A 24,236-nucleotide genomic window follows, 5' to 3' on the forward strand; every position below is an offset into this window, starting at 1 on the left:
TCGTATTTCCACGAATTGTTTCGCATAACACTTACTCTAAGTAACGTTCTAGCGTTCTTTTTAAGTAACGTTCTTTTTAAGTAACGCTTGCTTATTTTTTACTGCTCTGTTTTACTACCGTTTATTGTATCGCAGTATTTATTGCGACTTAAAGCGGCAGATTGAATATTGCAAAACTTTGCGCGCCGAGTTTCAAAGAATTTCCGCAGCTTAATACTTCGCCGATTTTTAGCAAAGGATTTTCTACTGCTTCCTGAGTAAGATTTGCCAACGTTTCAAACGGTACCGTTTCGGCGTTCATTCCAGGGTTCATAACAACGATGCTTCTTTCGACAGCCGATTCTCCCTCGTTACTTTTTGCGCAACGCTCGTAAGCAAATCCGCGGCCGTCAACAGGAGCATATAACACTCGCCATGATGCGTCAGCTTGCAAAGAAGCGCGACTATGACGAAGCGCAATAAGTGAGCGCACCCACGAAAGGAAGGAATCTTCGCAATTAATTTGCGCAGAAACAGTTGGAATTTCGCCACTTTCTACAGCTTGTTTGCGAGAATTTGCGCAAGTTCTTCCATCTGCTCGCACTTCAACAGGCAAGTATAATTTAGATTTTGCAGCTGTTGAGAATCCGAGATTTTTTGTGTCATCCCACTGCATTGGCGTGCGCGTGCCCGTACGAGCATAACCGCCTTCTTTTGTTGGAATATCGCGATATTTCATTCCAATTTCGTCGCCGTAATACACAAAAGGCACGCCTGGCATTGTAAGTAGCATTCCGAAAGCTACTCTGCGCTCACGCTCATCTAAGCGCGGAGCCATGCGCGGCGTGTCATGATTGCAAGTGATGAAACTAAAGTAACCTTGGTTGCAAGTTGACTCATATTGTGGGCAGTAGTCGTCTAAGAATGGGCAAATGCTGCCACCACCTCGCGCCGAAAAGTAGCTGTGATCATGTTCAGGATTGCTATCTAAAGCGTTATCAACATCACGAGCTAAACGTGCGTAGCCGTTAGGATTTCCATCCCAGCGCCAGCTTAAATAAAAGTCCATGTCAAACCCAGCTGCCAACGCCTGACGCGGCCTGCCCCATTCGGAAACGAAAGCAGCCTGCGGATACTCTTCTTTTACAGCGCCCAGCATTTCCTGCCATGCGCGAATTGTATTGTCTTTCCCAAGACTTCCTTCGCCATTATTGTCATCGTTTTTTACAAGCGAATCAGCCATATCAACACGGAAACCGTCAGCGCCGAGCGAAAGCCAAAAACACATAACATCAACCATTGCGGCGCGAGTTTCGGCAGCCTCTTTAGAATCAGGCGAAGATTGCCAATCGCGATCCCTATGTGCAAAACCGTAGTTTAATGCAGGCTGGCATTTGAAGAAGTTTAGAATGTAGGTAGCATCTCGCTCGGTTTCTCCGCCAATAAAAGGCATAGAATAGCCACTAAATGCGCTGTCTGTCCAAATGTAGCGCTTGCTTAACTCGTTTTCTTGAGCTTTTGAACTTTCGCGGAACCACTCATGCTCTTCACTGGTGTGACCTGGCACTAAATCAAGCAAAATATGCATTCCACGAGTGTGAGCTTCATTAAAAAGCTGCTGCAAGTCTTCGTTAGTGCCGTAGCGAGCAGCTACTTTTTTGTAGTCACGCACATCGTAACCAGCGTCTTTAAAAGGAGAGTCGTAGCAAGGATTAAGCCAAATTGCGTTGCAGCCAAGCGATTTTACATAATCTAATTTTTCAATAATTCCTTGAATATCTCCTATACCATCGCCATTTGCATCATAAAAACTTTGCGGATAAATTTCGTAAAAAACCGCGTCTTTAAGCCATTGAGCATGATTATATAATCCCATTGCTTTACCCTTCTTTTGTTGCTATATAAAGTTTATACGACGACACTTTAAAAACATATTATTCAAAAAAATACAAACAACCCGCCATTCATTTGCAAACGACATAATATCCGTGTATACTACACATTGCTTACGAACGGATTTTTGTGAGACTTGTGACGCTGCTCTACGCAGCTATCGCGATGTTGCGCCACAACGAAATCCGTTACTACGCCACCAAATGATATGCCAGTTTTGGCATGATATAGGAGGTCAAGGACGACGAATATTAAGAAGATGCTGGGTGCAGGTCTTGCTGTTGCTACATTGTTTGGATTTGCAGCTTGCGGTTCTAGCACAAACACCGATAATAAGGCTGCTGAGTCCGGCCCTGTTCAGCTTACAGTTTGGTCTGCTTCTGAAGATCAGAAGGCAGGCGGCTGGGTTGACACCGTCGAGAAGGAATTCCAGAAGGCCAATCCAAACGTTAAGTTCAAGAACACTGTTGTTGAGCCACCAAAAGCTGCTGAGTCTGTAAAGAAGGACGCAAAGGCTGCTGCTGATGTTTATCTCTTCCCTAACGATCAGCTTGGCGACTTGGTTAAGGCTGGCGCAATTGGCCAGTTGAGCGATGACGCTGTAAAGCAGGTTAAGGAACAGAACGAAGATACTTTGGTTAATTCCGTCACCGCTCAGGACGGCAACATGTACGGCGTTCCTTACACCGGCAACACCTGGTTCATGTACTACAACAAGGCTAAGTTCTCCGCTGACGAAGTAAAGTCCCTCGACAAGATGCTCGAGAAGGGCAAGGTTGCATTCGATCTTAGCAACGCTTGGTACCTCCCAGGCTTCTACCTCGATGGCAACATGACACTCTTCGGCGAGAAGGGCACTGATGCCAAGGCTGGCATGAAGCTCGGCGACAAGGCTGCTGAAGTCACCAAGTATATCGCAAAGCTTTTCGCAAACAAGAACTTCGTTCTTGACGGCAACAGCGCTGGCTTGAACGGCCTCAAGAGCGGTAAGGTTGACGCTTACTTCTCCGGCTCTTGGGATGCTGCTGATGTAAAGAAGGCTCTCGGCGACAACTACGCTGCTGCTGCTCTTCCTACCTTCAAGACTGAATCCGGCGAACATCAGATGAAGTCCTTCGCTGGTTCTAAGGCTGTTGCTTACAACCCTAACTCCAAGCACCCAGAGATGGCTGCTAAGTTTGCTGCATTCTTGGGCTCCAAGAAGTCCCAGCAGATTGCTTACGAGAAGCAGGGCGTTATTCCTTCCGACAAGTCTCTTGCTGATTCCGTGAAGTCTGATCCAGCTGCTGTTGCTCAGATGGAAACCATTGCTAAGACTTCTGTCTTGCAGCCAGCAATCCCTGAGATGGGTAGCTTCTGGGAGCCAATGGGCAACTTCGGTAAGGCAATTGCCAATCATGAAGTTACCGAAGCAAATGCTGATGCTAAGACCGCTGACTTTGCCAAGGGCTTAGCTGGCGCCGTAAAGTAAGCATTTACTTTCGATAATTAAATAAGTTTATATAAATGCGTAAGTGAAAATTACAAGTAACTTGTGCATTTGCAAATAGCACGCCCCAGTCCCCACTCTAGTGAAAAGGGGCCGGGGCGTGCTATTTATATATACTTCTCTAAAGCACTCACTGTTTATATGAAAGGTATGTCATGACTGGCACGACATCCACAAAGCGAGAAAGGCGCCAGAAGAAGACGTCAAATATAGAACGCTTTGCTCCTTCACCATATTCACTGAAAGAGGCTGCAGAGCACGCAGACGTTCTTTCGTGGATTTCCGTTATTATCTTTGGTTTCGGCACTTTTGTTCGCAAACAATTCATTAAAGGCATTTTGTTCCTTTTGTGTGAAGCTGTTCTTTTTGGATTCTTATTCACAACCGGTGCAGAGTACCTTCCAAAAATTCTTACGCTTGGCACAAAAAAGCAAGGCAAGATTAAAGTCAATGGTTTCTGGCGTTATACTGCCGGAGATAATTCTGTAGAAATTTTGCTGTACAGCGTTATGGCGATTGCAGCAGTTATCGTGCTCATTTACTTAGCAACGCTATCTCTACGCAGCGCTTATAAGGCACAGGCTATTACAGCAAGCGGCCAAAAGCCAGTAAACTTTATTAAAGATGCTTCGTCTTTGCTCGACAGCAAAGCGCACATTGGTTTGATGACACTTCCAACCGCAGGTATTGTTCTCTTCACCATTTTGCCATTAATCTTCATGATTTCTATGGCATTCACCAGCTACGATAGGAATCACCCAGTTCTGTTTACTTGGACTGGATTAAACAACTTCTTCGCAATTGGTAACGCTAAGAGCTCTATTAACGCAGCTACATTCTTCGACGTTTTGCTGTGGACTCTTATTTGGGCATTCTTTGCAACATTCCTGAACTTCTTCTTCGGTATGTTTATTGCAATGATTATTAACCGCAAGTCCACTCGTCTTAAGGGATTATGGCGTACTTGCTTCTCTCTTACCATTGCAGTTCCACAGTTCGTGTCCTTGCTTGTTATGAACAACATGCTTCAGCGAAATGGTGCTATTAACAGCATCCTTCTGGAAAACCATTGGATTGCTCAACCTCTTCCATTCTTCCAGGATGTGACTTGGGCTCGCGTAACAGTTATTCTTATTAACCTTTGGGTTGGTATTCCATTCACGATTATGCAGATTACGGGTATTTTGCAGAATGTTCCTGCAGAACTTTACGAAGCTGCAGAGCTCGATGGTGCAAGTTGGTGGCAGCGTTTCATGAACGTCACTATGCCATACATCATCTTCGTGATGACTCCATACTTGATTACAACCTTCACTGGTAACATCAATAACTTCAACGTTATTTACCTCTTGTCTGGCGGCGAACCGACACCACTTGATTCTTCCGCAGGTAAGACAGATTTGCTTATTACTTGGCTCTACAAGTTGACAGTGGATCGCGGAGACTACAACATTGGTGCTGTTATCGGTATTATGACGTTCATTGTTCTAGCCGTCGTAGCACTTATTACGTATCGCAACTCTGGATCTTATAAGAACGAGGAGGGATTCCGGTGAGTAATAAAAATACCGCTATGCAGCAAGAACCTGTTGTACACAGCACTCGTAGCGTCTCTCTGTTTAAAGATCAACGTATACGAAGAATAATCGGAGATATTTTCTCCCACCTATTCTTGGCTGTACTGTCGATTATTTGGTTGATTCCAATTGTTTGGGTTTTCTTGGAAAGCTTCAACAAGAACGAATCCCCATTCCAGAAGACATTCTTCCCAACAGAGTATTCGTTCAATAACTATATTCGCTTGTTCACCGAGCGCGAAGCCTTGGACTTCCCGCGCATGTTCTTGAACACTTTGGTTGTGTCCATTTTCGTGTGCATTATTTCCTTGCTCTTCGTACTTGCAGTGTCGTTCTGCATGTCTCGCCTTCGCTTCCGAGGACGTAAGACATTCATGAATATTGCTTTGATTTTGGGCATGTTCCCAGGTATCATGGCAGTTATCGCTATCTACTTCATTTTGAAGGCTCTCGGTTTGACGAATGGTTCGGTTGTTCTAATCGCACTTATTATCGTCTACTCCGCAGGTAGCGGCGCCGGCTTCTATGTTATGAAGGGCTACATGGATACGATTCCAAAGTCTTTGGATGAAGCTGCTTACTTGGATGGCTGCACTACTTGGCAAGTCTTCTACAAGATTATCCTCCCAATCTGCAAGCCTATGATTGTGTTCCAGGCAATCACAAGCTTCTTGGGCCCATGGCTTGACTTCGTTATGGTTAAGACGATTGCCAACAGCCAGGACAACTACACTGTTGCTTTGGGCTTGTGGAAGATGCTTGATAGGGAATTTATTAGCCACTGGTTTGCGCGATTCTGCGCAGGCGCTGTGTGCGTTTCGATTCCTATTGCAATCCTGTTCATCATTATGCAGCGCTTCTACGAAGAGTCCATGTCTGGCTCCGTTAAGGGCTGATATTCTGCAAGTGATTTGTAGGATTTAAAAAAAGATGAAGGCCGAGGCGCTTTCGAGCGTTTCGGCCTTCTTTATTACGCAATTCAAAACATCAAAAAAAAAAATTAAAAAATAAAAATTAAATAGTCGAGGTTAAAAATAATCTAAAATAACTTAAGCTACTCGCAGTTTGACTCAAAACGATACTGGTTACAAAACCTTACTGCATTAAGCCAAATGACGCTCGAATAAAGTTACGTACAAATAAAAACTCCAACTAATAAATTAAAAATAAGTAAATCGTAAAATTTAATATCACACTTAATTGCAAAACATACAGTAAGATAGTACTTACGAAATAACAAAATAAGAAGGATATTACACATGACGTTCCCATCTTCGGCAACCTGGCCAGTGTACGAAGGTCCTCTCGGTTTTACTTTGAACTCAAAGTCCACAACTTTCACCATGTGGGCTCCGACTGCACAAACTGTGACTTTAAGACTTTTTGAAACAGGCAATAACAGCGAGCCTACTCAAACACACGAGTTAAAACCGCTGCACGATGGCGCTTGGCGAGCTAATTTCCGCAAGCGCTTGGACGGCATATACTATGATTACCTCATCGCTTTTCCTGATGGCACTGTAAATCGCACAAGCGACCCTTGGGGTATTGCGAGTGGCGTAAACGGCGAGCGCAGCCTTGTTGTAGACGAAGAGCGCATATCTCCTGCCAATTGGCATAAAGATAAGTCTCCTAAGTTTGTGCGCCACGCAATGGTTGTTTGGGAAACGCATGTTGCTGACTTCAGCAGCAATCCTAATGGCGGTTTTAAGCCGGAGCATCGCGGCCAGTATCTCGCTTTTACCGAAGAGCATACAACTTTACAAAACCCAGATTCTTCCGACTGCAACTTCCCTACCGGATTGGATTATTTAAAGAAGCTTGGCGTTACTCACGTACAGCTCGAACCTATTTACGATTTTGCAACAGTTGACGAAGCTGCAATCGACAATGCGCGCAAAAATGGTGCTTCATCCGAAGAATTAGATTCTCTATACAACTGGGGTTACGACCCTCACGCTTATAACGTTCCAGAAGGTGCGTATTCCAGCAATCCTTACGATGGCACTGCACGCATACGCGAATGTAAAGCGATGATTGCGGCATTACATGCTAATGGTCAACGCGTAATTATGGATGTTGTGTACAACCACATGTATCGTTCCGCAGAAAATGCTTTTGAATGTGTTGCTCCTGGATACTTCTGCAGGCGTAACGCAGATGAATCATTCTCTAATGGTTCTGGATGCGGCAACGAAATGGCTTCTGAGCACCCTATGTTCCGCAGGTTTATTATTGAATCTTTGCTACATTGGGCACGCTGCTACCATATTGACGGATTCCGCTTCGATCTTATGGGTTTGACGGATACAGAAACCTTGAATCAGGCTCGCGCAGAACTAGATAATCTTCCTGGCGGCAAAGATATTGTTATGTATGGCGAACCTTGGGGCGCTTCAGACCCTGCTGCCGATGAAGCAATTTCTTTGGGAAATAAGGAAGGACGTCATACTCTTAACGAGCGCATTGGCTGGTTTAGCGACGAATCTCGCGATTCGCTTAAAGGCAATGTTATGAATCATCGCGACCGCGGCTATGTTAATGGCAACGAATTTTGGTGCTGCGATGCTGCTCGTCAAGCGTTGGACGCGTGGAGAGATACGCCTTCTGCAGGTAAAGACGTTGGCCAAATCGTTCAGTACACTTCTGCTCACGACGATTTAACTTTGTGGGATAAGCTTTGTATTTCTATGCGTGACAATGCTGGCGATTTTGAGTTTAACGCCCAAGACAAGCAGCAGGTTGCAGATATTTTGAACGCGAACATGTTTGCAGCAGGAATGGTTCTTTGCTCTGCTGGCATCCCATTTATGCTAAGTGGAGAAGAGTTTGGACGCACTAAGCACGGTTGCGATAATTCTTATAATCGCGGCGTTTTGCTAAATCAGCTTGATTGGGCGCGCGCTGAACAATTCAAGCCTTTAGTTAATTGGTATAAGGATCTTATTGCGCTTCGAGCAGAACACAGCGCATTGTACGACGGCAAGCGAAAGCAGCTTACTACATCTAATCGCACTGTTTTAGCTACTAGAATCGGCAATAATATTATTGTTTGCGCAAATCCTATGTATCATGAAGACGCAACTATTGAGTTACCAACAATTCACAGCACAAAGTCTAAGGGCTGGAATTGCATACTTAATTCAAACGATTATTATTCCGATTGGACAGGCTCTAAGCCTGAGTCTGACGCATTTATTGCAAATGAAGAAAATAATACTACTCTGCATTTGCCAAGACGCACTTTCGTAGTGCTTAGTGCTAAATAACTGCGTTTTAAAAAAACTTACACCTGATATCGCAACGCTAATTTGCAAACGATATCAGGTGTTTATATAATTGACAAACAGAGCGTATTTCAATCCAGAGATGTATTGAGTGCACTCTACCGCCATAGTGGCACGTTTGGCACGCTTACGACGACGTTAGGGATGTGCCAGATTAATAGATAGAAGGAGCACCATGAGCAAAACAGCTAACGGCACAGCTGACACTGATAAGCCTATGGAAGAAAGCGCTGAGCGTCTTGCACGCCCGCTTATAAAACTTGCAAAAGCATGCGGTGTTGCCACTTTTTATATTGATCAGCAGGGAAGCTACACAGAGATTACAGACGAAGCATTGGTTGGAGTGCTTGACGCATTAGGGATGCCTGCTGACACTCAAGATAATATAGCGTCATCGTACAAGCGAGTGCAGTCTAAGAGAGCCAGTGAACTACTTCCTCCAACTGTAGTTTCATTTAACGGCACAAAAACTTGCGTACCAATTCACGCTGGGGGTTCTAAGCCGGAAGATATTAGACTTTCGCTTACGCTTGAAGACGGCACTGATTATGAAGGCAAATTAGGAAATATCCTAACGGAGGAAGACGGCGACCTATACACTGAACTTCCTGACGATTTGCCAATGGGATACCACACTTTGCACGCTCAAGTAACGAATAAAAACGGCGAAATTTCGCAGAATGCAGACGTTACATTGATTGCAGCCCCGGCACGCATTCCTCTTCCGGAAAGCGTAAAGAAGCAGCACCGTTGGGGCTTTATGACGCAAATGTATTCTGTGCGTTCTAAAGACTCTTGGGGAATTGGCGATTATGGCGATTTGCGTCGCCTACTTAAGGATGCTGGAGAAATCGGCAAAGCTGATTTTATGCTGATTAATCCAATTCACGCATGCGCTCCTGTAACTCCACTTGAGCCTTCTCCATACTTGCCTGAATCGCGTAGATTCTTGAATGTTACGTATATTCGCCCGCAAGATATTCCAGAATATGCTGAATTAAACGGAGAAGATCTTGCTAAAGTCGAGCAACTGCACGAGTCTATTGCTCCTCAAAACAATAATCCAAATCCTATGGATATTAACGCTGCTTGGGACGCTAAGCTTCCGGCTCTGCGTATAATCTTCAAGCAACCTCGCTCTGCAGAACGCGAGCGCGAGTTTACTGAGTTTAAGCATCGCTCCGGTGAAGATCTTGATGCTTTTGCCACTTGGTGTGTTGCTTTTGAAGTTTGGGGCGCTCCTTGGGGAGAAAACTTGTGGTTTGACACTACTGGTAAAGGCACTCCGCAAATTGAACGACTTAAGCGCGAGCATGCTGATTTATTTGAGTTCCATCGTTGGCTCCAGTGGATTGCGGACGAGCAGGTTGCTGCAGCTCACGCTGAAGCTAAGGCTGCAGGCATGGCAATTGGTCTTATGCAGGATATGGCTGTCGGTGTACACGGCTACGGAGCTGACGTCTGGTGGAGTCCGGAACGATTTGCTAACGGCGTAAGCGTTGGCGCCCCTCCTGATTTCTACAACCAGCAGGGCCAGGATTGGGGTCAGCCTCCATTCGATCCAAATTACCTGGACGAAACAGGCTATATTGCTTACCGCGATATGGTTCATAACGTGTTCTTGCATGCTGGAGCTGCACGTATTGACCACGTTCTTGGGCTTTTCCGCCTGTGGTGGATTCCACAAGGCCAGGGAGCAAGAAACGGCGCATACGTGTACTACAACGTAGACGCAATGATTGCAGTTCTGACTATTGAAGCAACTCGCGCAGGCGGTGTTGTTATTGGCGAAGATTTGGGAACTGTACCGAAGTATGTTTCTAAAGTTCTTGCTTCTCACGGCGTGCTTGGCACTGTTGTTGAGTGGTTTACTCACGACGACGAAGCTGAAGCTGCTACTAAGAAGCTTGGAAAGAAGCAGATTATATTTGCTGATCCTTCTACTTACCGCGAGTACGCGCTTGCTTCTGTTACTACGCACGACATGCCACCTACAGCGGGTTATCTTGCGTTTGAGCATGTGAAGCTTCGCGAACAGCTTCACTTGCTTACAGACTCCGTAGAAACCTTCCAAGAGGCTGCTCAGGCTGAGCGTGACGCTATGATGAAGATGCTTCTTGAGGGCGGTTGGATTAGTAAAGAGGCTGCAGAGGACGTAGAAGACCACGTGCAAGAGATTGTGGAAGCTATGCATGCAATTATGCGCACTTCCCCATCGTTGCTGCTGCAAGTTGCTTTGGTTGATGCTGTTGGCGAGCGCCGCTCTCAGAATCAGCCTGGCACTAGCACGGAGTATCCAAATTGGCGTATTCCGCTTGCTGATGCAGATGGTCGCGTAGTCCACACTGATGAAGTATTTAAGTCGCCACGAGTGCTTTCTATGACAGCGGTTATGCGCGGCGAAAATACAAGGAAGTGAGTATAATTAAAACGTTGGTTTACTGAGAACCGACTCAATTCCCCGCAAGGAATATGGTTTGCACAGTAGCAAATTAAAAATATTTCTTGCAATGATGTCCTATGTGAGGCGAGTATCTACGATGATGCTCGCCTCATTAATTATTTGCATAAATTACTTCTTAATATACTTTGCGAAAACACGCTCCAACAAAGGCGTGTGAAGCATAATAGTCGATCCCCAACCAATGAATAATAGCAAAGGTAAGCCTTGCGGAAAGTAAATAACTGATGCAGCCACAAGACCTATAAAAATAGCGTCAACAATAATCATTCCAAGCGTTGCTTGCCAGTATGCAACGCTGAAAATAAAAGCATTCAGAATAGTTTTGCCAATAGAATTTTCAAAACGCGCTTGTAATGCGAAAACCCATTCTGCTATAAGAATCCAGATTATGCTTATTGCAAATTGCGGTATTAAAAGCGGTGGTATTCTAACTGCAATCCAAGCCCATAATATAAGAGCTAAAAACGGAGCCATTACAATCCAGATTACAGTTGATTTCAAAAAGTTGCTGGCAAAAGCGCGAAAGTATGCAGAAGTCATGTGCCCTTCCGCATTTTCTACACGTCTTGCAGCATCGTGCGCTGCGCTAACAGCTGCACCAATGGTGATTAAAGGTATGCTAGTAACAATCATAAGTATGGTAAGCCACACTGTATTAGCAAATGTTTCCATACCTTGCGCAAACTTTGAATCCGGGCTTCCAAACGAGAACATTTAATTATCTCCTTTACGTTTCTGTTTGCGCTATTTATAGCTGACTTACTAGCAATACTCTTACTAACAATACCCCTACCAACAATACAATGGTGGTGACTTACAAATCTTACGACCGTAGTCACCACCATTATTTTAGCCACTTGAGATTTTGGAGGAGAAGAAATCTCAGCCTTTTACCGCACCTGACATAACGCCTTTGATAATATACTTCTGGCAGATGAGGTAGAAGATAATAATTGGAAGAATGGCAAGAACCAAGCAGCCCATCATGGCACCCATTTCAACGGAACCATAGCCACCCTTCAAATACTGAACTGCAATCGAAACCGTCTTGTACTTGTTCAAGTCCAAGGTAAGGTACGGAAGCAGGAAGTCGTTCCAAATCCACATAGTTTGCAGAATAGACACAGACACAATTGCTGGTCGCATAATTGGGATAATAATCTGGAAGAATATGCGCGGCACAGAAGCGCCATCAATCATTGCAGACTCTTCAAGTTCTTGTGGTATTCCCTTAATTACACCAGTGAAAATAAACACTGCAAGACCAGCGCCAAAGCCTAAGTAGATAATCCACAAGCCCCATGGAGTGTTCAATCCGAGCTTATTGGTGATGTCGGAAAGAGTGAACATAACCATTTGGAATGGCACAATCATGTTAAATAGGAACAGCACGTAAAGCATTACAGCGAACCAATTGTTGACTCTAACAATCCACCATGCGCACATTGATGTGCAAAGCAGAATTAAAATCACAGCTCCAACGGTAATTACTATAGTCCACCAGAAGCTCATTATAAGATTCGTGCGCTCAATACCTAGGGAGTAGTTACCAAGCCCAATAAACGTTTTTGGATCAAAGCTAAAAGGCTCGCTAGCAATATAAATCTTCGACTTGAAGGAATTTATAAAAACTATAGCGATTGGGAAAATCCAAAGTAAGCTTACGACGGTAAAGAAGATTGTCCAAAGTACCGGATGCTTCATTTTCTCGTTCATGCCACTACCTCCTTAGACCTAGTAAGCATATTCTGAATCAAAGCAATAACAGCTACAATCACGAAGAACACAACTGCTTTTGCCTGACCAACGCCTTCACCATTTGTACGCCCGTAGAAAGTGTTGAAAATGTTCAAAGCCAACATCTCAGACTTATGAGAAGGCATACCGTTCGTCAAAGCCAAGTTCTGATCGAATAGCTTGAAACCGTTGGTAACTGTTAAGAATGTGCAAACAGTAATCGAAGGCATCATAAGAGGTATTGTAATCTTAAACAGCGTTTGCATCGGGGTTGCGCCATCAACTGCCGCAGCCTCAATAACATCTCCTGGAAGAGCTTGCAAACCAGCAATATAAATAATCATCATATAGCCGATTTGCTGCCAGCAAATAAGCAGAACCAATCCCCAGAAGCCATACACGGCAGAATATGTAATAGAACGGCCGAAGTATGCCAAAATACCATTAAGTACCAGCTGCCAAACATAGCCCAGCACAATGCCGCCAATAAGATTTGGCATAAAGAACACAGTGCGGAAAACGTTTGATCCCTTAAATTTCTTAGTCAACATATATGCAATTGCAAAAGCAATTACGTTAATAAGAACAGTTGTTACAACAGTAAAAGCTATAGTGAACATTAGCGAATGAAGGAAATGAGGATCCTTAAACGCCTTAACGTAATTACGAACGCCAATGAATTTACTATCCGTAACAGCATGGAATCTAGTAAAACTCAAATACACGCCCATAATAAACGGCACAACAAAACCAATAATAAAAGCCGCAAATGTTGGCAAAGCGAATAACGCCCACCATTTACGTATTGCTTTTCCGCTCATACTAATCATGACTCGTCACTTTCTCCTCCTTGAGTGCGACGTCACCATAGACGTCGATGCCCGAACCAATATCTTCATTCTACTACATGAATGAGCGATGTCAAACGTTGTCATTTTCTTGCAAAGAATTTATAACAAATTGCAATTCTATAATTAAAAAATTGCTTGCTATCATTGGCTTTTTAACAAAATCTGCTAAAATGGAAACGGTTGCAAACGTTTGTTTATTACGAACCACAAAAGTCCGTATCAAACAACCTACACGATGCCGTGTTAAACCGTTTGGCGTATGGGAATAAAGGAGTTCACATGCCGGCAAATATTCAAGATGTTGCAGATAAAGCACACGTGTCAGTTTCTACCGTGTCTCGTTCATTTACACGCCCAGATTTAGTTTCAGCTTCAACTCGCAACAAGGTATTGGAAATCGCAGAAAAGTTGAACTTTTCTATTTCCAAATCTGCAGCAGCATTAAAATCCGGCCGAACTTTGCGCATAGCTTTACTTGTAAGCGACCAAATTCGCCTATGGTTCAGCGCATCTATTATTCAAGGTCTTAACCAAGTATTTCACAGCGCAGGCTACGATTTATCTATTTTCCAGATTTCTAGTAGTGAGGAGCGTAACGAATTTTTCACAATGCTTCCAACTAGACGAAACGCAGACGCTGTTGTTGTATGCTCTTTTGACGTAAACACTAACGAAATTGAACAGCTTAAAACTACAGGCGTGCCTATTGTTGGCATAAATTGCTTGCATCCTAAGGATTATGATTTTGATTCAACTATTAATATTGACGATGATCAAGGCGCGAGGCTTATGGCACGTCACTTGATTGGATTAGGGCATCACAATATTGCATATGTTCGCACTACTCGCGATGTTTCACTACATTTCAGCGTTTTGCAACGTTATCATTCATTCATTGACGAGTGCAAAAAGAACGCTATTACGCCAATTGAGATTGTTGCTCCAGCTAATTTAGACAGAATAAGCGCTATAGTTTCTATGCTTCTTGGAAACGCAACAATGCCAACTGCTATTGCTTGCCAGGAAGACGGAATTGCAATACCTCTTATGTTCCAGCTTGCTCGTAGCGGTTATGCAACTCCTAGCGATGTATCAATTATTGGTTTTGACGATAGTTTTTACGCTCATGAAACTGGTTTAACTACTATTAGACAAGATCCGGTTGAGATTGCTGCAACTGCAGCTAAAATAACACTTTCGCTTATAAAAGGTCAGGAAGTTGACAATCCTTATAGAATTGTGCCAGCTCAACTTATTGTGCGCTCAAGCACAGCGGCTTTATTAAGCGAGTAAATATTTTATTTTATTTAAGCAAGTAGCTTTTTATAATTCCTACACACTATTTAAATAACAAAAATCCGCTAGGACTTAACACTAAACTGTGTCAGTATCCTAGCGGATTCGCTTACGTCACCTTTGCTTACTTACGTCAGAGGTGTAACGTTTATTAATTTATTTTAAATCACTCATCGTCTTCGTGAGCCTGAGCATATTCCTTAGCCCAGCCATCGACGAATGCGGTCTTGACCTTATCCCACTTGCCAGTGCCCTGAGCGTACTCAAGCAAAGCGGAACCAAGATCGTTCTTCCAGTTGTCAGATGGCATGACGGTGAAGTTCCAGCTTACTGGGGTCTTACCGGACTTTGCATCCTCAACAGCTGCCTGAGTCAATGGGTTGTCGGACTTAATGTCTGCGAAGCTCTTGAATGGAGTTGTGAAGCCCATCTGCTTGGACAAAGCATCCTTACCAGCATCGGAAGTAAGCAGCCACTTCAAGAAGTCCTTAGTAGCCTTCTTGTTTGCGTCAGAAGCCTTATCGTTGATGCACCAGTAATTCTCAGAACCGGTGGCCAAGCCCTGCTTCTCTTCGCCCTTAGCACCAATGTAAATTGGGAGCATGCCAAGATCTTCAGCCTTCATACCAGCCTTGGAGAGGTCACCCCAAGCCCAAGTACCATTCTGATAGAACACAGCCTTGTTCTGGGAGAATTCAGCGTTTGCATCTTCACCAGTCTTGGAGCTGAGCTGAGTTGCAGGAGTGGTGGAATCATTGATGTAGAGATCGAAAATCTTCTTGTAACCATCAAGGAACGTACCCTTAACCTTTGCAGGCTGCTTGGTAACGTGATCTTCCTTGAACTCGTAGTACAGAGGAAGATTTGCAAGGTGGGTCTTGAAGCGCCAGTCAGAGCTGGAATCGAAACCTGCAGAAGTAAATGCACCATCAACACCGAGATCTGCCTTATGCTTCTGAATGTCGTCAGCAACAGCCTTCAACTTGTCGAAGGAGTTGATTTCTTCAGCAGACTTAACCTTAGCATCCTTAAGCTCGGTGTACTTCTTGAGCAAAGCCTTGTTGTAAATCAAGCCGTAGGTTTCCATTGCGTATGGAACACCAACAACCTTATCTCCATCCTTAAGAGCAATATCCTTGTTCTGAAGCTGGTTGTAAAGCTCGGTATCCTTCAAATCAGCAGTGTAATCTTTCCAGCTTGCGTAACCGACTGGACCGTTAATCTGGAAGAGTGTAGGAGCTTCGTCGCCCTTGCTGATTTCGCTCTTCAAAGACTGCTCGTATGTACCAGAAGCAGCGGTCTGAACCTTTACCTGAACGCCAGTCTTCTTGGTATATTCCTTAGCAACTTCCTTCCACTGGTTTGCAGCTTCTGGCTTGAAGTTCAAGAAGTAAACCTTACCCTTCTCAGCGGCTTTTTCGCTGGAAGAGGAACCGCAAGCTGCGAGAGCGCCAAAAGCCATCGCTGAGCAAGCTACCAGTGCAATTGTTGACTTAATCGTACGATTCATCATCGAACCTTTCTCGTATGCCGACAATCCCTTCATTGGACTGCCACACCACTAGGTGTCCTTATCGACAATACTTATTATGCCTCAAATATTTGAATATTGCAAACGATGGCATAACCTAAATTAACGCGTGTCGCCATAAAAACTGCACATAATAATATCTTTAATGAAATTGGAAGGTATTTTTGAAAATAATTAAAGGGATTACGCAACAATTTAGCAAACGATTGCGCAACCCCTTGAGGATTATAGTTCAAAACAAATTATTTAATTAAGCTAACTACGCCCATGAGCAATCTTATATTCCTTAGCCCATCCGTTAACAAACGCGGATTTAAGAGTATCCCACGCCTTTTCAGCGCCAATAGAAGTCATACCGTCTTTTGTCGCTTGAGCGTATGTAAGCAGATCAGAGCCAACATCGTCTTTCCAACCGTTAGATGGCATAGTAAGAAACACCCACTTAACAGGCACTTTGCCTGGCTTAGCAGTGTACTCAACAGCGGCCTGAACAAGAGGATTTTCTGCTTTAGGGAAACCTATGAAAGGAGTAGCAAAACCCATCTTATTAGCTAAAGCATCCTTACCATAATTTGAAGTAAGTAACCAACTAAGGAAGGCATTAGTAGCCTGCTGATTCTTTTTTGAAGCCTTTTTATTAATGCACCAATAGTTTTCAGAACCGGTAGCCATGCCTTGCTTCTCTTCGCCCTTAGCACCAATGTAAATTGGGAGCATGCCAACATCGGCAGGCTTTATGCCAGCTTTTGAAAGATCACCCCAAGCCCAAGTACCATTCTGGTAGAACACAGCTTTACCAAGAGCAAACTCATAAACAGCATCCTCACCAGTTTTAGTGCTTAACTGACTTACAGGAGTTGTGGAATCAGAAATATAAAGGTCAAAAATCTTCCTGAAATTATCAACATAGTCGTAATTAATTGACTGAGGCTGACCATTAACGTTATTCTTAACGAATTGATAATACAAAGGCATATTTGCAAGATGCGTCTTAAAACGCCAGTCTGAGCTCAAATCAAAACCTGCAGACGCAAAAGCACCGTCAATCCCAAGCTCATCCTTGCGCTTTTGCAAATCGTCTGCAACAGCCTTCAACTTACCGAAAGAAGTTATTTGATCTTCAAAAGATTTTCCGTCTTCTTCCGGCTTCAACTTTGCATCTTTAAGATCCGCATACCTAGCAAGCAAAGCCTTGTTGTAAATCAAGCCGTAATTTTCAGTAACATATGGCACAGCAACCGGCTTACCGTTATCCATAAAAGCAAGATTTTTATTGCTAAGTTGCGTATAAAGAGGAGAATTAGTTAAATCAGCAGTGTAATCCTTCCAGTTAGCGTAGCCAACAGGACCGTTAATCTGGAATAACGTAGGCATGTCATCTGGCTTATTTGCATTTTTCTCTACTTCAGTTTTAAGTCTCTTTTCATACTGACCACCAGTTGGTGTAACTATGCTTACTGTAACACCAGTTTCATCCTTGTACTTTCTAGCAACTTCTTCCCATGCAGCAGTAGCTTCAGGCTTCAAATTGAAGAAAATAACCTTCCCATTAGCAGACCTATCGGTATTTGCGCCAAAAGACTTAGAAAAACCAAAAGCAGTAAACGCGCAAGCCGCCAAAACAGCGCAAACCACTAGCGCAATAATCGACTTAACTGAACGACTCATCATCGAACCTTTCCACACACTGCTAATCTCTTACGAACTAACTAATTACTGCTATTGAATACTGAATAAATCACAATAGTGAGCTAATATTACAGCAAACGCAAGACTCAAATATATAAATATCTTTGCAAAAAGATTTGCGCAAATCGCAATAAAATATCTGAAATTCTAAACTGTATTTCAGCAATTCCAATGCACAATCACACTATCGCCTTTGTACTCGCCCAACACAGAATAATGCGCAGTATCCATACGAAGAAGTCGCGCAAATTCAGGATTTACTCCCAGCCAGCGAGTAGTTAGTATGCGCAAAACATGAGCATGCGCAACCACAAGCACATTTTTACCCTGCTTAAGTTTAGGCATTGCAGCATCAATAACGCTTTGCGTGCGCTCTGCAACTTCTTGCAAAGTTTCACCAGACGTACGGTGCACTGAAACATTTTCGCCATTTGGCAAAGTTTCTTTAGCATCAGTAATCATATGCGCAGGAAGTGCTTTAGGCCCATGCTTCCACACATCCCAAGCCTCAACTCCACTTAATTCAGCAATATCAGCGCGCGTGCGACCTTCTGCTGCCCCATAATCCCACTCAACAACCCCTTCACACAACGTATATGGAGAATATCCAGCGCCCTGAGCTGTTTGCTGCGCACGACGAAGCGGGCTAACAAGCACACAATCTGGATTAAAGCCTTGCGGAAATTCCTTACGCAAACGCTCCCCAGCTTCTTTTGCTTGTTCAACACCAACTTCAGTAAGCGGCAAATCTGTGCGCCCAGTATGTTGGCCGGACACACTCCAAGCTGTTTGGCCGTGACGAAGCAGCACTAAACGTCCAAGTTCTTCACACTTTTCATCATTCAATTCTTGAGTGCCATTAGTTTGCATAGCTTCACATTCCTTTAGCGCGCCAAGTACCCTTCTATCGCGCCGGGCGCCGCACAGCACGACTGATTTTTACGTAAACAATTCTCAAAATGCATCCACACTGCTGCAAATCAAGATTACTGTTCTATGTTACCGCCAAAATTGGTATTTCGTTACCACTAACATAGAAAATATGACGCAATTATCATCGGCAAATAATAAATTCGCTCGCAATCATCGCGCAGCTCAAATTACCGTGCAACGACTTAATGCAGCGAATCATAAGATTGATGCGCTTCGCGAGCGCCGATTAAAAAACCCAAATACTTTAGGAGATTCGTTGCTTAAAGTCGCACTGCCTTCTTTCGCAACGTTTATTGCCGGGCAGATTGCGCACGTAATATGGAAAAAACATGTTGATACTCGAAAAATCAATTTAGACTCTAACAATCATCCTAACAATCTTTCTAAAGAAAAAATTGAGCAAAAGCAACGTGTTAAGCAAGAAGAGCCGTTGCTAATGTCTATTGGTTTTGCAGTATTTTCTGCGATTCTTACTACGATTGTTGGTCGCTTAGTAAGCAGCGGAACCTTATCTTATATTGCGCGAAGGCAAAGAAAGCGTCAATTTAGAAAAAATAAATTCTGATTTTGAACAAATGAACTGAGAATGCAGAAATAAGAAAAAGAAAAATAAGATAAGGGACAAAAGAAACGTGCAAAACTTACGTCATAACGAAACTATTGATACTTTACTGAACCGCCGCTCAATTCGCGCTTTTAGCAATGAAACAATTGACGAAGATACAGTCGCAACTCTTGAAACCGTAGCCCAGCGAGCCGCTTGCAGCCAGTTTTTGAACGACTGGTCAGCGATTAAAATTACGGATAACTCAATTAAGCAGAAGCTTTCCGAAATCGGCAATCAAACATATATTGCCACTGCTCCGCTGTTGTACGTTTTTATTATCGACCAACACAGAAACGCTGCAATCGCGCAAAAAAATGGCATCGACACCAGCAGCGACGAGTTCATGCTTAAAACTCGTTACCGCTTTACTCAAGCACAAAATGACGTTATTTTAGCACTTCATGCCATGGAAACTGCCGCGGAATCTTTGGGTCTTGGTTGCGTAATTCTTGGTTCAATTTTGAACAGTAGAACTCAGCTTATTGATATTTTGAATTTGCCTGAATACACGTACCCTGTGCTCGGCTTGGCAATTGGTGAGCCTGCGCAAAATCCGGAATTAAAGCCACGAATGAGCGCTAACATGCAGATTTTTGAAAACACTTACCCTGCTGACGACGCTGAATTATTAGAAAATCTTGCTGATTTCGACAATCGCGTGCATCAATATTACGATTTGCGAAACGCTAGCCGACCAGTTGATGCTTTTAGTGCGCAAATTGTTGCATTAGCAACTGATAATAGTGCGAAAAAGCATGAGGCAGAGGATGTTGAGCAAGTTGCAAGGCAAGGTTTTAACGTTGCATAATTAGCTCCGCCTTAACTTAGCACAACTTTAACTTAGCGCCGTCTTGGCTTGTATCCGCGTTTTCTAGATTTCGGCTTCGCGCTTGCAGACGGCGAGCGCATATCGGAATACATGCGATCTACCGGGTTTTTATGCGTCAAATGCCAACAACCGCAATATTCGCAAGCGTAAACCCATAACTGTGTTCCGCGCTCTCTTAAACTCTGCTCCGCTGCCATAAGAGCCTGCCCTTTATTCTTATACATGATTTTTTGGGTAGATTCGCAGCGCCTCGGAGTAAAGAAATACATAGCCTTTATGGTATCAAACCGCTTAACAGAGCTTATACAAGACGTACGCAATAGCGTAAATCACGCATTATTCCTAAACTTAAGCCACAAAACACATTCACGAAAGTTCAAAATAAATTCAATTTCTTATACTTTAGTTCAATTTTTCTACTATTTTTCGTCATTTTTTGAAAAATTACTATACAAAAACAATTTCAGCGACTATTATTGGGCAAATAATTCAATTTAATACTTATATTTTGAACTTTATTGTGAACTTGTTCAATTTATAAATGCTGGTTTTACGAGAAAGACAGATTATGGCACAGAATTTTGCTGACGAGCTTAAGAAAGCTATGAAACGCAAGGGATACAAGCAGATTGACGTAATCGAGCTTGCATCAAAAAACGGCCATAAACTTGGCAAAAGCCAGTTAAGCCAGTATTTAAGCGGCAAAACTGAGCCTCGCAAAGACGTGCGTAACATGCTTGCTGAAATTCTTGGAATCAGCGGCGACGGAATCAAAGGCGGTCATTCTTGTGCAAAAATCGATCAAAACTGCCAGTCTGCAGAAGAATCACAATTAAATCAGCCACAGCTTACAGAAGCTGAACTTTCACAAACACTCAAACATAGAAACTTCAACAAATCCACAAAACTCGAACACGTGCTTTACGACGTTCGCGGTCCTGTTGTTGAAGAAGCAAACCGTATGGAAGCAAATGGAACGCATATTTTAAAGCTCAACATTGGAAATCCTGCGCCTTTTGGCTTCCGCGCTCCAGACGAAGTAATTTACGACATGCAGCAGCAGCTTATTGACTGCGAAGGCTACTCGGATAGTCGCGGACTTTTCTCTGCGCGCAAAGCAATTATGCAATACGACCAGCTCAAGGGCATTCCAGGCGTGCAAATGGAAGATATTTACACTGGAAACGGCGTTTCCGAGCTGATTAACCTTTCTATGCAAGCGCTGCTTGATTGCGGCGACGAGATTCTTATACCAAGCCCAGATTATCCGTTGTGGACTGCGTGCGCGAGCTTGGCTGGCGGCACTCCTGTGCACTACATGTGTGACGAAAAGTCGCATTGGTATCCAGATATTGCCGATATTCGCTCTAAAATCACGCCTCGCACTAAAGCAATCGTGATTATTAACCCGAATAATCCTACGGGCGTGCTGTATAGTCGCGAAGTTTTGGAAGAGATTGTTAAGATTGCGCGCGAGTTTAATCTGATTATTTTTGCTGACGAGATTTACGACCGTCTTGTTATGGACGGCAAGAAGCATATTTCGATTGCTTCTCTTGCTCCAGACGTGTTCTGCGTAACTTTTAGCGGACTTTCTAAGTCGCATATGATTGCTGGCTTCCGCATTGGTTGGATGAGCCTTTCGGGAGATAAATCCAAGGCTCGCGACTACATTATGGGGCTTAACATGCTGTCTAATATGCGTTTGTGCTCGAACGTTCCTGCACAGTCGATTATTCAGACTGCTTTGGGTGGATACCAAAGTGTTGAAAAGTATTTGGAGCCAGGAGGACGCGTGTACGAGCAGCGCGAGTACTGCTATAACGCGCTTCAGGAAATGGACGGCGTAAGCGTTGAGCGGCCAGACGCTGCTTTCTACATGTTTGTAAAGCTCGATCCTGCTCGCTACAACATTCACGACGACGAGCAGTTCGCGCTTGATTTGCTTCGCGATCAGAAGTTGCTGATTGTGCACGGAAAAGGCTTTAATTGGCAGACTCCAGGCTACTTCCGCGTAGTCTACTTGCCGCGCTTGCAAACACTCCGCGACGCAATGAGCAAACTCTCTAACTTCCTCTCCTACTATCGCCAGTAGCCGCAACCCCTGCCTATAAACTGCAACAAAACACTCATTTCGCTCACAGTCCAGAAAAAGGTGTAAATAAAGGTGTACATATCAAAAGACACATATCATTCTTAATATGAAAGAAAGAAAAGTAAGAAGAGTAAGCAATGAGCGCTGTAGCACGAGTACGATCGGGTTTGATTATATCCGTTTTATCGCTTAATGCTTTTCTTTTAACGAGCTGTAGATTTGGCGTAAGTCTATATCTTTTAATACATGTCGACTTATCTCACGCAGCGCTTAACGCGGTTTCCGTAGCACTTATGACCTGCGTAGCAGCACCGCTTGGCGGAATTATTGCAGATAAATATCCACCAACTAGATTGTTTATAGCACTAACGTTTTGTTTTGCCTTGTTGTGTACTGGATACGGTTTCGCTTTAGTAGCACAGCATAATCTTATTGCTATTACGGTTACACTACTCGGCATAATATTCGGGTTCTTTACCGCATTTTCTTCGCCTAATCAAAAAGTATTGATGGCATATAGCGCACCAACTGGCGAAAAAACCAAGTTTTTGGCAAGCATGCGTATGTGGATTAATCTCAGCAGGCTTGCTGCACCTGCGATTACTGGCATATTTGTTGATATATGTAATCCGCTCATTTTCTTTACGAGCATTGCTATTGTGATGATACTAGCGGCGCTACCTCTACTGTTAGTTAATCTAAACCAGCAAGCACAAAATAGCTCAAACAATACGAAGACAGGAAGCAATAAAACTGCTGGTTTTGCAGCTTCTCTACACTATATGAAATCTACACCATGGTTAATAGTCTTAGGAGTAGTATCAGCATTACAATCTGGATCATGGCTTGCTGCATTCAGACTAATGGGAGCACACCATTGTCTCACACTTTTTCATTCGGCATCCACGTGGGGGTCAATAGTCAGCATATTTAACATTGGCATGATTGTAGGTTCGCTATTATGCAAATATATTGTGCTACATTATGAGATTTTATACTCTATTTTATTACCTGGGTTCCTTTCTATTCCTTTACTTATTTTCGCACTTAATAATTGGATTGCTCTTTTTCTTTGCTCTGCTTTCATTGCAGGTATTATTTTTGACGCCACTATTGTCTATGGGCAAACAGCTCTTCTCGATGGCATACCAACACACATTCTCGGCGCAACTACTACTTTTACTTCTATTATGGAGCAATGCGGCATTATCGTAGGGTATGCAAGCGTACTAGCATGGGGAAATCTAAATTCATCATTATTCATAATGATTGCTTCTGGCGTAATACTTGTTTCAACAGGTATAGCCTTATGGATTATTCAAGCTCGTAAACAAACATACCCATCAATGCTTACCAAAGATTATTGGACACCATCAGCATGGGTAAAAAGAAGCATATAACAAGCTATTTAGTGCGAAAGCACAATAAAGCTATGCAAATGCAATTACATCACAGGACAATTAGTTTGCACATCCTGTTGGAATCCTGACGGATCTCCTAGTTTTGCTTTACGCATATGCTCTTTGAAAAAGTTTCGCGTTGCATCATCACAACGGTCTGGACCCATAAACGGCATGCTAGGCACTTTTTCGAGCTCATGCAAAGCTTTACTTGCCGCTTGCTCATCACTAGCATACGTGTCTAACCATTGCCGTTCCCAAGCACACTGATAATAATTAGATGCTTGCGTATCACCATATCCACTCTGGAACTGGCTGTCTTTTTCTTCTCCAACCAAGTTTGCAGGAGCTTTATATTTTTCAGGCCAACTAAGCTTTGCCACAGATTCCTGATACTCCTTCTCTATATGAGCAAAATCAACAGTCTCTCTAGACGAACTATTTTGCGAGCGCGCACCATCCACACCACTCGCATTATTGTTGCCTATTCCTCCACACGCATTAAGCATAAGAAGCGCACTAAGCACACCAACAATAAGAGTTGCTTTACCAATAGTATGATTATTCATTATTCCTTCT

19 protein-coding genes are annotated in these 24,236 nt (G+C 43.4%); 10 read left to right on the forward strand and 9 right to left on the reverse strand.

Annotation, left to right across the window (positions count from 1 at the left end; translation table 11 throughout):
* Positions 1-148: 148 nt before the first annotated feature.
* A complete protein-coding gene (locus HXT33_RS05715; RefSeq protein WP_410314722.1) occupies positions 149-1,855 on the reverse strand; it encodes an alpha-amylase family glycosyl hydrolase in 1,707 nt (568 codons plus the stop codon).
* 276 nt (positions 1,856-2,131) lie between these two features.
* Between HXT33_RS05715 and HXT33_RS05720 the strand changes: the two genes are divergently transcribed.
* The 5 genes from HXT33_RS05720 (at position 2,132) to malQ (ending at position 10,644) form a co-directional block, all read left to right on the forward strand.
* Positions 2,132-3,343, forward strand: coding sequence for an extracellular solute-binding protein (locus tag HXT33_RS05720; protein ID WP_421786944.1), 1,212 nt, complete (start codon positions 2,132-2,134; stop codon positions 3,341-3,343).
* Positions 3,344-3,516: 173 nt separating this feature from the next.
* A complete protein-coding gene (locus tag HXT33_RS05725) occupies positions 3,517-4,917 on the forward strand; it encodes a carbohydrate ABC transporter permease (protein WP_410313863.1) in 1,401 nt (466 codons plus the stop codon).
* Entirely contained in the window at positions 4,914-5,834 is a 921-nt protein-coding gene (locus HXT33_RS05730) for a sugar ABC transporter permease (RefSeq protein ID WP_004129320.1), read from the forward strand. Before HXT33_RS05725 ends, HXT33_RS05730 begins: the two co-directional genes overlap by 4 nt.
* Before the next feature lie 363 nt (positions 5,835-6,197).
* The gene (gene pulA, locus HXT33_RS05735) at positions 6,198-8,207 is read left to right on the forward strand and encodes a type I pullulanase (protein ID WP_419389152.1); all 2,010 of its coding nucleotides are present in this window, start codon (positions 6,198-6,200) and stop codon (positions 8,205-8,207) included.
* 193 nt (positions 8,208-8,400) lie between these two features.
* A complete protein-coding gene (gene malQ / locus HXT33_RS05740; RefSeq protein WP_421786946.1) occupies positions 8,401-10,644 on the forward strand; it encodes a 4-alpha-glucanotransferase in 2,244 nt (747 codons plus the stop codon).
* Positions 10,645-10,797: 153 nt separating this feature from the next.
* Here the strand turns inward: malQ and HXT33_RS05745 are convergent, their stop codons facing one another.
* The 3 genes from HXT33_RS05745 to HXT33_RS05755 all read right to left on the reverse strand — a co-directional run bounded on the left by HXT33_RS05745 (position 10,798) and on the right by HXT33_RS05755 (position 13,256).
* The gene (locus HXT33_RS05745; protein ID WP_004137098.1) at positions 10,798-11,403 is read right to left on the reverse strand and encodes a DUF624 domain-containing protein; all 606 of its coding nucleotides are present in this window, start codon (positions 11,401-11,403) and stop codon (positions 10,798-10,800) included.
* 168 nt (positions 11,404-11,571) lie between these two features.
* Positions 11,572-12,405 carry a carbohydrate ABC transporter permease gene (locus HXT33_RS05750; RefSeq protein WP_308582622.1) on the reverse strand — a complete coding sequence of 278 codons (834 nt, stop codon included), beginning with the start codon at positions 12,403-12,405 and terminating at the stop codon, positions 11,572-11,574.
* Entirely contained in the window at positions 12,402-13,256 is an 855-nt protein-coding gene (locus tag HXT33_RS05755) for a carbohydrate ABC transporter permease (protein WP_421786949.1), read from the reverse strand. Before HXT33_RS05755 ends, HXT33_RS05750 begins: the two co-directional genes overlap by 4 nt.
* A 300-nt stretch (positions 13,257-13,556) precedes the next feature.
* Between HXT33_RS05755 and HXT33_RS05760 the strand changes: the two genes are divergently transcribed.
* Positions 13,557-14,570 carry a LacI family DNA-binding transcriptional regulator gene (locus HXT33_RS05760; protein ID WP_421786951.1) on the forward strand — a complete coding sequence of 338 codons (1,014 nt, stop codon included), beginning with the start codon at positions 13,557-13,559 and terminating at the stop codon, positions 14,568-14,570.
* A 169-nt stretch (positions 14,571-14,739) separates the two neighbouring features.
* Here HXT33_RS05760 and HXT33_RS05765 read toward each other — a convergent pair whose 3' ends face one another.
* From HXT33_RS05765 to HXT33_RS05775, 3 genes are all read right to left on the reverse strand, one after another.
* Positions 14,740-16,086, reverse strand: coding sequence for an ABC transporter substrate-binding protein (locus HXT33_RS05765; RefSeq protein WP_032841747.1), 1,347 nt, complete (start codon positions 16,084-16,086; stop codon positions 14,740-14,742).
* 273 nt (positions 16,087-16,359) lie between these two features.
* Complete coding sequence (locus HXT33_RS05770; protein ID WP_119521544.1) at positions 16,360-17,775, reverse strand: ABC transporter substrate-binding protein; 1,416 nt, start codon at positions 17,773-17,775, stop codon at positions 16,360-16,362.
* 177 nt (positions 17,776-17,952) lie between these two features.
* Positions 17,953-18,663, reverse strand: coding sequence for a histidine phosphatase family protein (locus tag HXT33_RS05775; protein ID WP_421786953.1), 711 nt, complete (start codon positions 18,661-18,663; stop codon positions 17,953-17,955).
* Between the two features lie 172 nt (positions 18,664-18,835).
* Here HXT33_RS05775 and HXT33_RS05780 point away from each other — a divergent pair, with 172 nt between their 5' ends.
* A complete protein-coding gene (locus HXT33_RS05780; protein ID WP_421775933.1) occupies positions 18,836-19,291 on the forward strand; it encodes a DUF4235 domain-containing protein in 456 nt (151 codons plus the stop codon).
* Positions 19,292-19,358: 67 nt separating this feature from the next.
* Entirely contained in the window at positions 19,359-20,141 is a 783-nt protein-coding gene (locus HXT33_RS05785) for a nitroreductase family protein (protein WP_421786955.1), read from the forward strand.
* 32 nt (positions 20,142-20,173) lie between these two features.
* On the opposite strand, the gene HXT33_RS05790 is transcribed toward HXT33_RS05785, so the two are convergent.
* The gene (locus HXT33_RS05790) at positions 20,174-20,431 is read right to left on the reverse strand and encodes a hypothetical protein (protein ID WP_032841754.1); all 258 of its coding nucleotides are present in this window, start codon (positions 20,429-20,431) and stop codon (positions 20,174-20,176) included.
* Positions 20,432-20,730: 299 nt separating this feature from the next.
* Between HXT33_RS05790 and HXT33_RS05795 the strand changes: the two genes are divergently transcribed.
* Positions 20,731-22,257 carry an aminotransferase class I/II-fold pyridoxal phosphate-dependent enzyme gene (locus HXT33_RS05795; RefSeq protein WP_421786957.1) on the forward strand — a complete coding sequence of 509 codons (1,527 nt, stop codon included), beginning with the start codon at positions 20,731-20,733 and terminating at the stop codon, positions 22,255-22,257.
* Between the two features lie 137 nt (positions 22,258-22,394).
* A complete protein-coding gene (locus HXT33_RS05800; protein WP_419389158.1) occupies positions 22,395-23,657 on the forward strand; it encodes an MFS transporter in 1,263 nt (420 codons plus the stop codon).
* 44 nt (positions 23,658-23,701) lie between these two features.
* On the opposite strand, the gene HXT33_RS05805 is transcribed toward HXT33_RS05800, so the two are convergent.
* Entirely contained in the window at positions 23,702-24,226 is a 525-nt protein-coding gene (locus HXT33_RS05805; RefSeq protein ID WP_410314713.1) for a hypothetical protein, read from the reverse strand.
* Positions 24,227-24,236 lie beyond the last annotated feature (10 nt).

The sequence above is a fragment of the Gardnerella sp. DNF00753 genome (assembly GCF_049244275.1).
In the GTDB taxonomy this organism is placed as follows: domain Bacteria; phylum Actinomycetota; class Actinomycetes; order Actinomycetales; family Bifidobacteriaceae; genus Bifidobacterium; species Bifidobacterium greenwoodii.

What these genes read in the sequence shown, in the direction of transcription:
- HXT33_RS05750 (WP_308582622.1), bottom strand. Translation starts at nt 12,405, where the DNA reads ATGAACGAGAAAATGAAGCATCCGGTACTTTGGACAATCTTCTTTACC.
- HXT33_RS05765 (WP_032841747.1), bottom strand. Translation starts at nt 16,086, where the DNA reads ATGATGAATCGTACGATTAAGTCAACAATTGCACTGGTAGCTTGCTCA.
- HXT33_RS05795 (WP_421786957.1), top strand. Translation starts at nt 20,731, where the DNA reads ATGGCACAGAATTTTGCTGACGAGCTTAAGAAAGCTATGAAACGCAAG.
- HXT33_RS05755 (WP_421786949.1), bottom strand. Translation starts at nt 13,256, where the DNA reads ATGATTAGTATGAGCGGAAAAGCAATACGTAAATGGTGGGCGTTATTC.
- HXT33_RS05745 (WP_004137098.1), bottom strand. Translation starts at nt 11,403, where the DNA reads ATGTTCTCGTTTGGAAGCCCGGATTCAAAGTTTGCGCAAGGTATGGAA.
- malQ (WP_421786946.1), top strand. Translation starts at nt 8,401, where the DNA reads ATGAGCAAAACAGCTAACGGCACAGCTGACACTGATAAGCCTATGGAA.
- HXT33_RS05725 (WP_410313863.1), top strand. Translation starts at nt 3,517, where the DNA reads ATGACTGGCACGACATCCACAAAGCGAGAAAGGCGCCAGAAGAAGACG.
- HXT33_RS05790 (WP_032841754.1), bottom strand. Translation starts at nt 20,431, where the DNA reads ATGTATTTCTTTACTCCGAGGCGCTGCGAATCTACCCAAAAAATCATG.
- HXT33_RS05805 (WP_410314713.1), bottom strand. Translation starts at nt 24,226, where the DNA reads ATGAATAATCATACTATTGGTAAAGCAACTCTTATTGTTGGTGTGCTT.
- HXT33_RS05780 (WP_421775933.1), top strand. Translation starts at nt 18,836, where the DNA reads ATGACGCAATTATCATCGGCAAATAATAAATTCGCTCGCAATCATCGC.
- HXT33_RS05720 (WP_421786944.1), top strand. Translation starts at nt 2,132, where the DNA reads ATGCTGGGTGCAGGTCTTGCTGTTGCTACATTGTTTGGATTTGCAGCT.
- HXT33_RS05770 (WP_119521544.1), bottom strand. Translation starts at nt 17,775, where the DNA reads ATGATGAGTCGTTCAGTTAAGTCGATTATTGCGCTAGTGGTTTGCGCT.
- pulA (WP_419389152.1), top strand. Translation starts at nt 6,198, where the DNA reads ATGACGTTCCCATCTTCGGCAACCTGGCCAGTGTACGAAGGTCCTCTC.
- HXT33_RS05715 (WP_410314722.1), bottom strand. Translation starts at nt 1,855, where the DNA reads ATGGGATTATATAATCATGCTCAATGGCTTAAAGACGCGGTTTTTTAC.
- HXT33_RS05760 (WP_421786951.1), top strand. Translation starts at nt 13,557, where the DNA reads ATGCCGGCAAATATTCAAGATGTTGCAGATAAAGCACACGTGTCAGTT.
- HXT33_RS05800 (WP_419389158.1), top strand. Translation starts at nt 22,395, where the DNA reads ATGAGCGCTGTAGCACGAGTACGATCGGGTTTGATTATATCCGTTTTA.
- HXT33_RS05775 (WP_421786953.1), bottom strand. Translation starts at nt 18,663, where the DNA reads ATGCAAACTAATGGCACTCAAGAATTGAATGATGAAAAGTGTGAAGAA.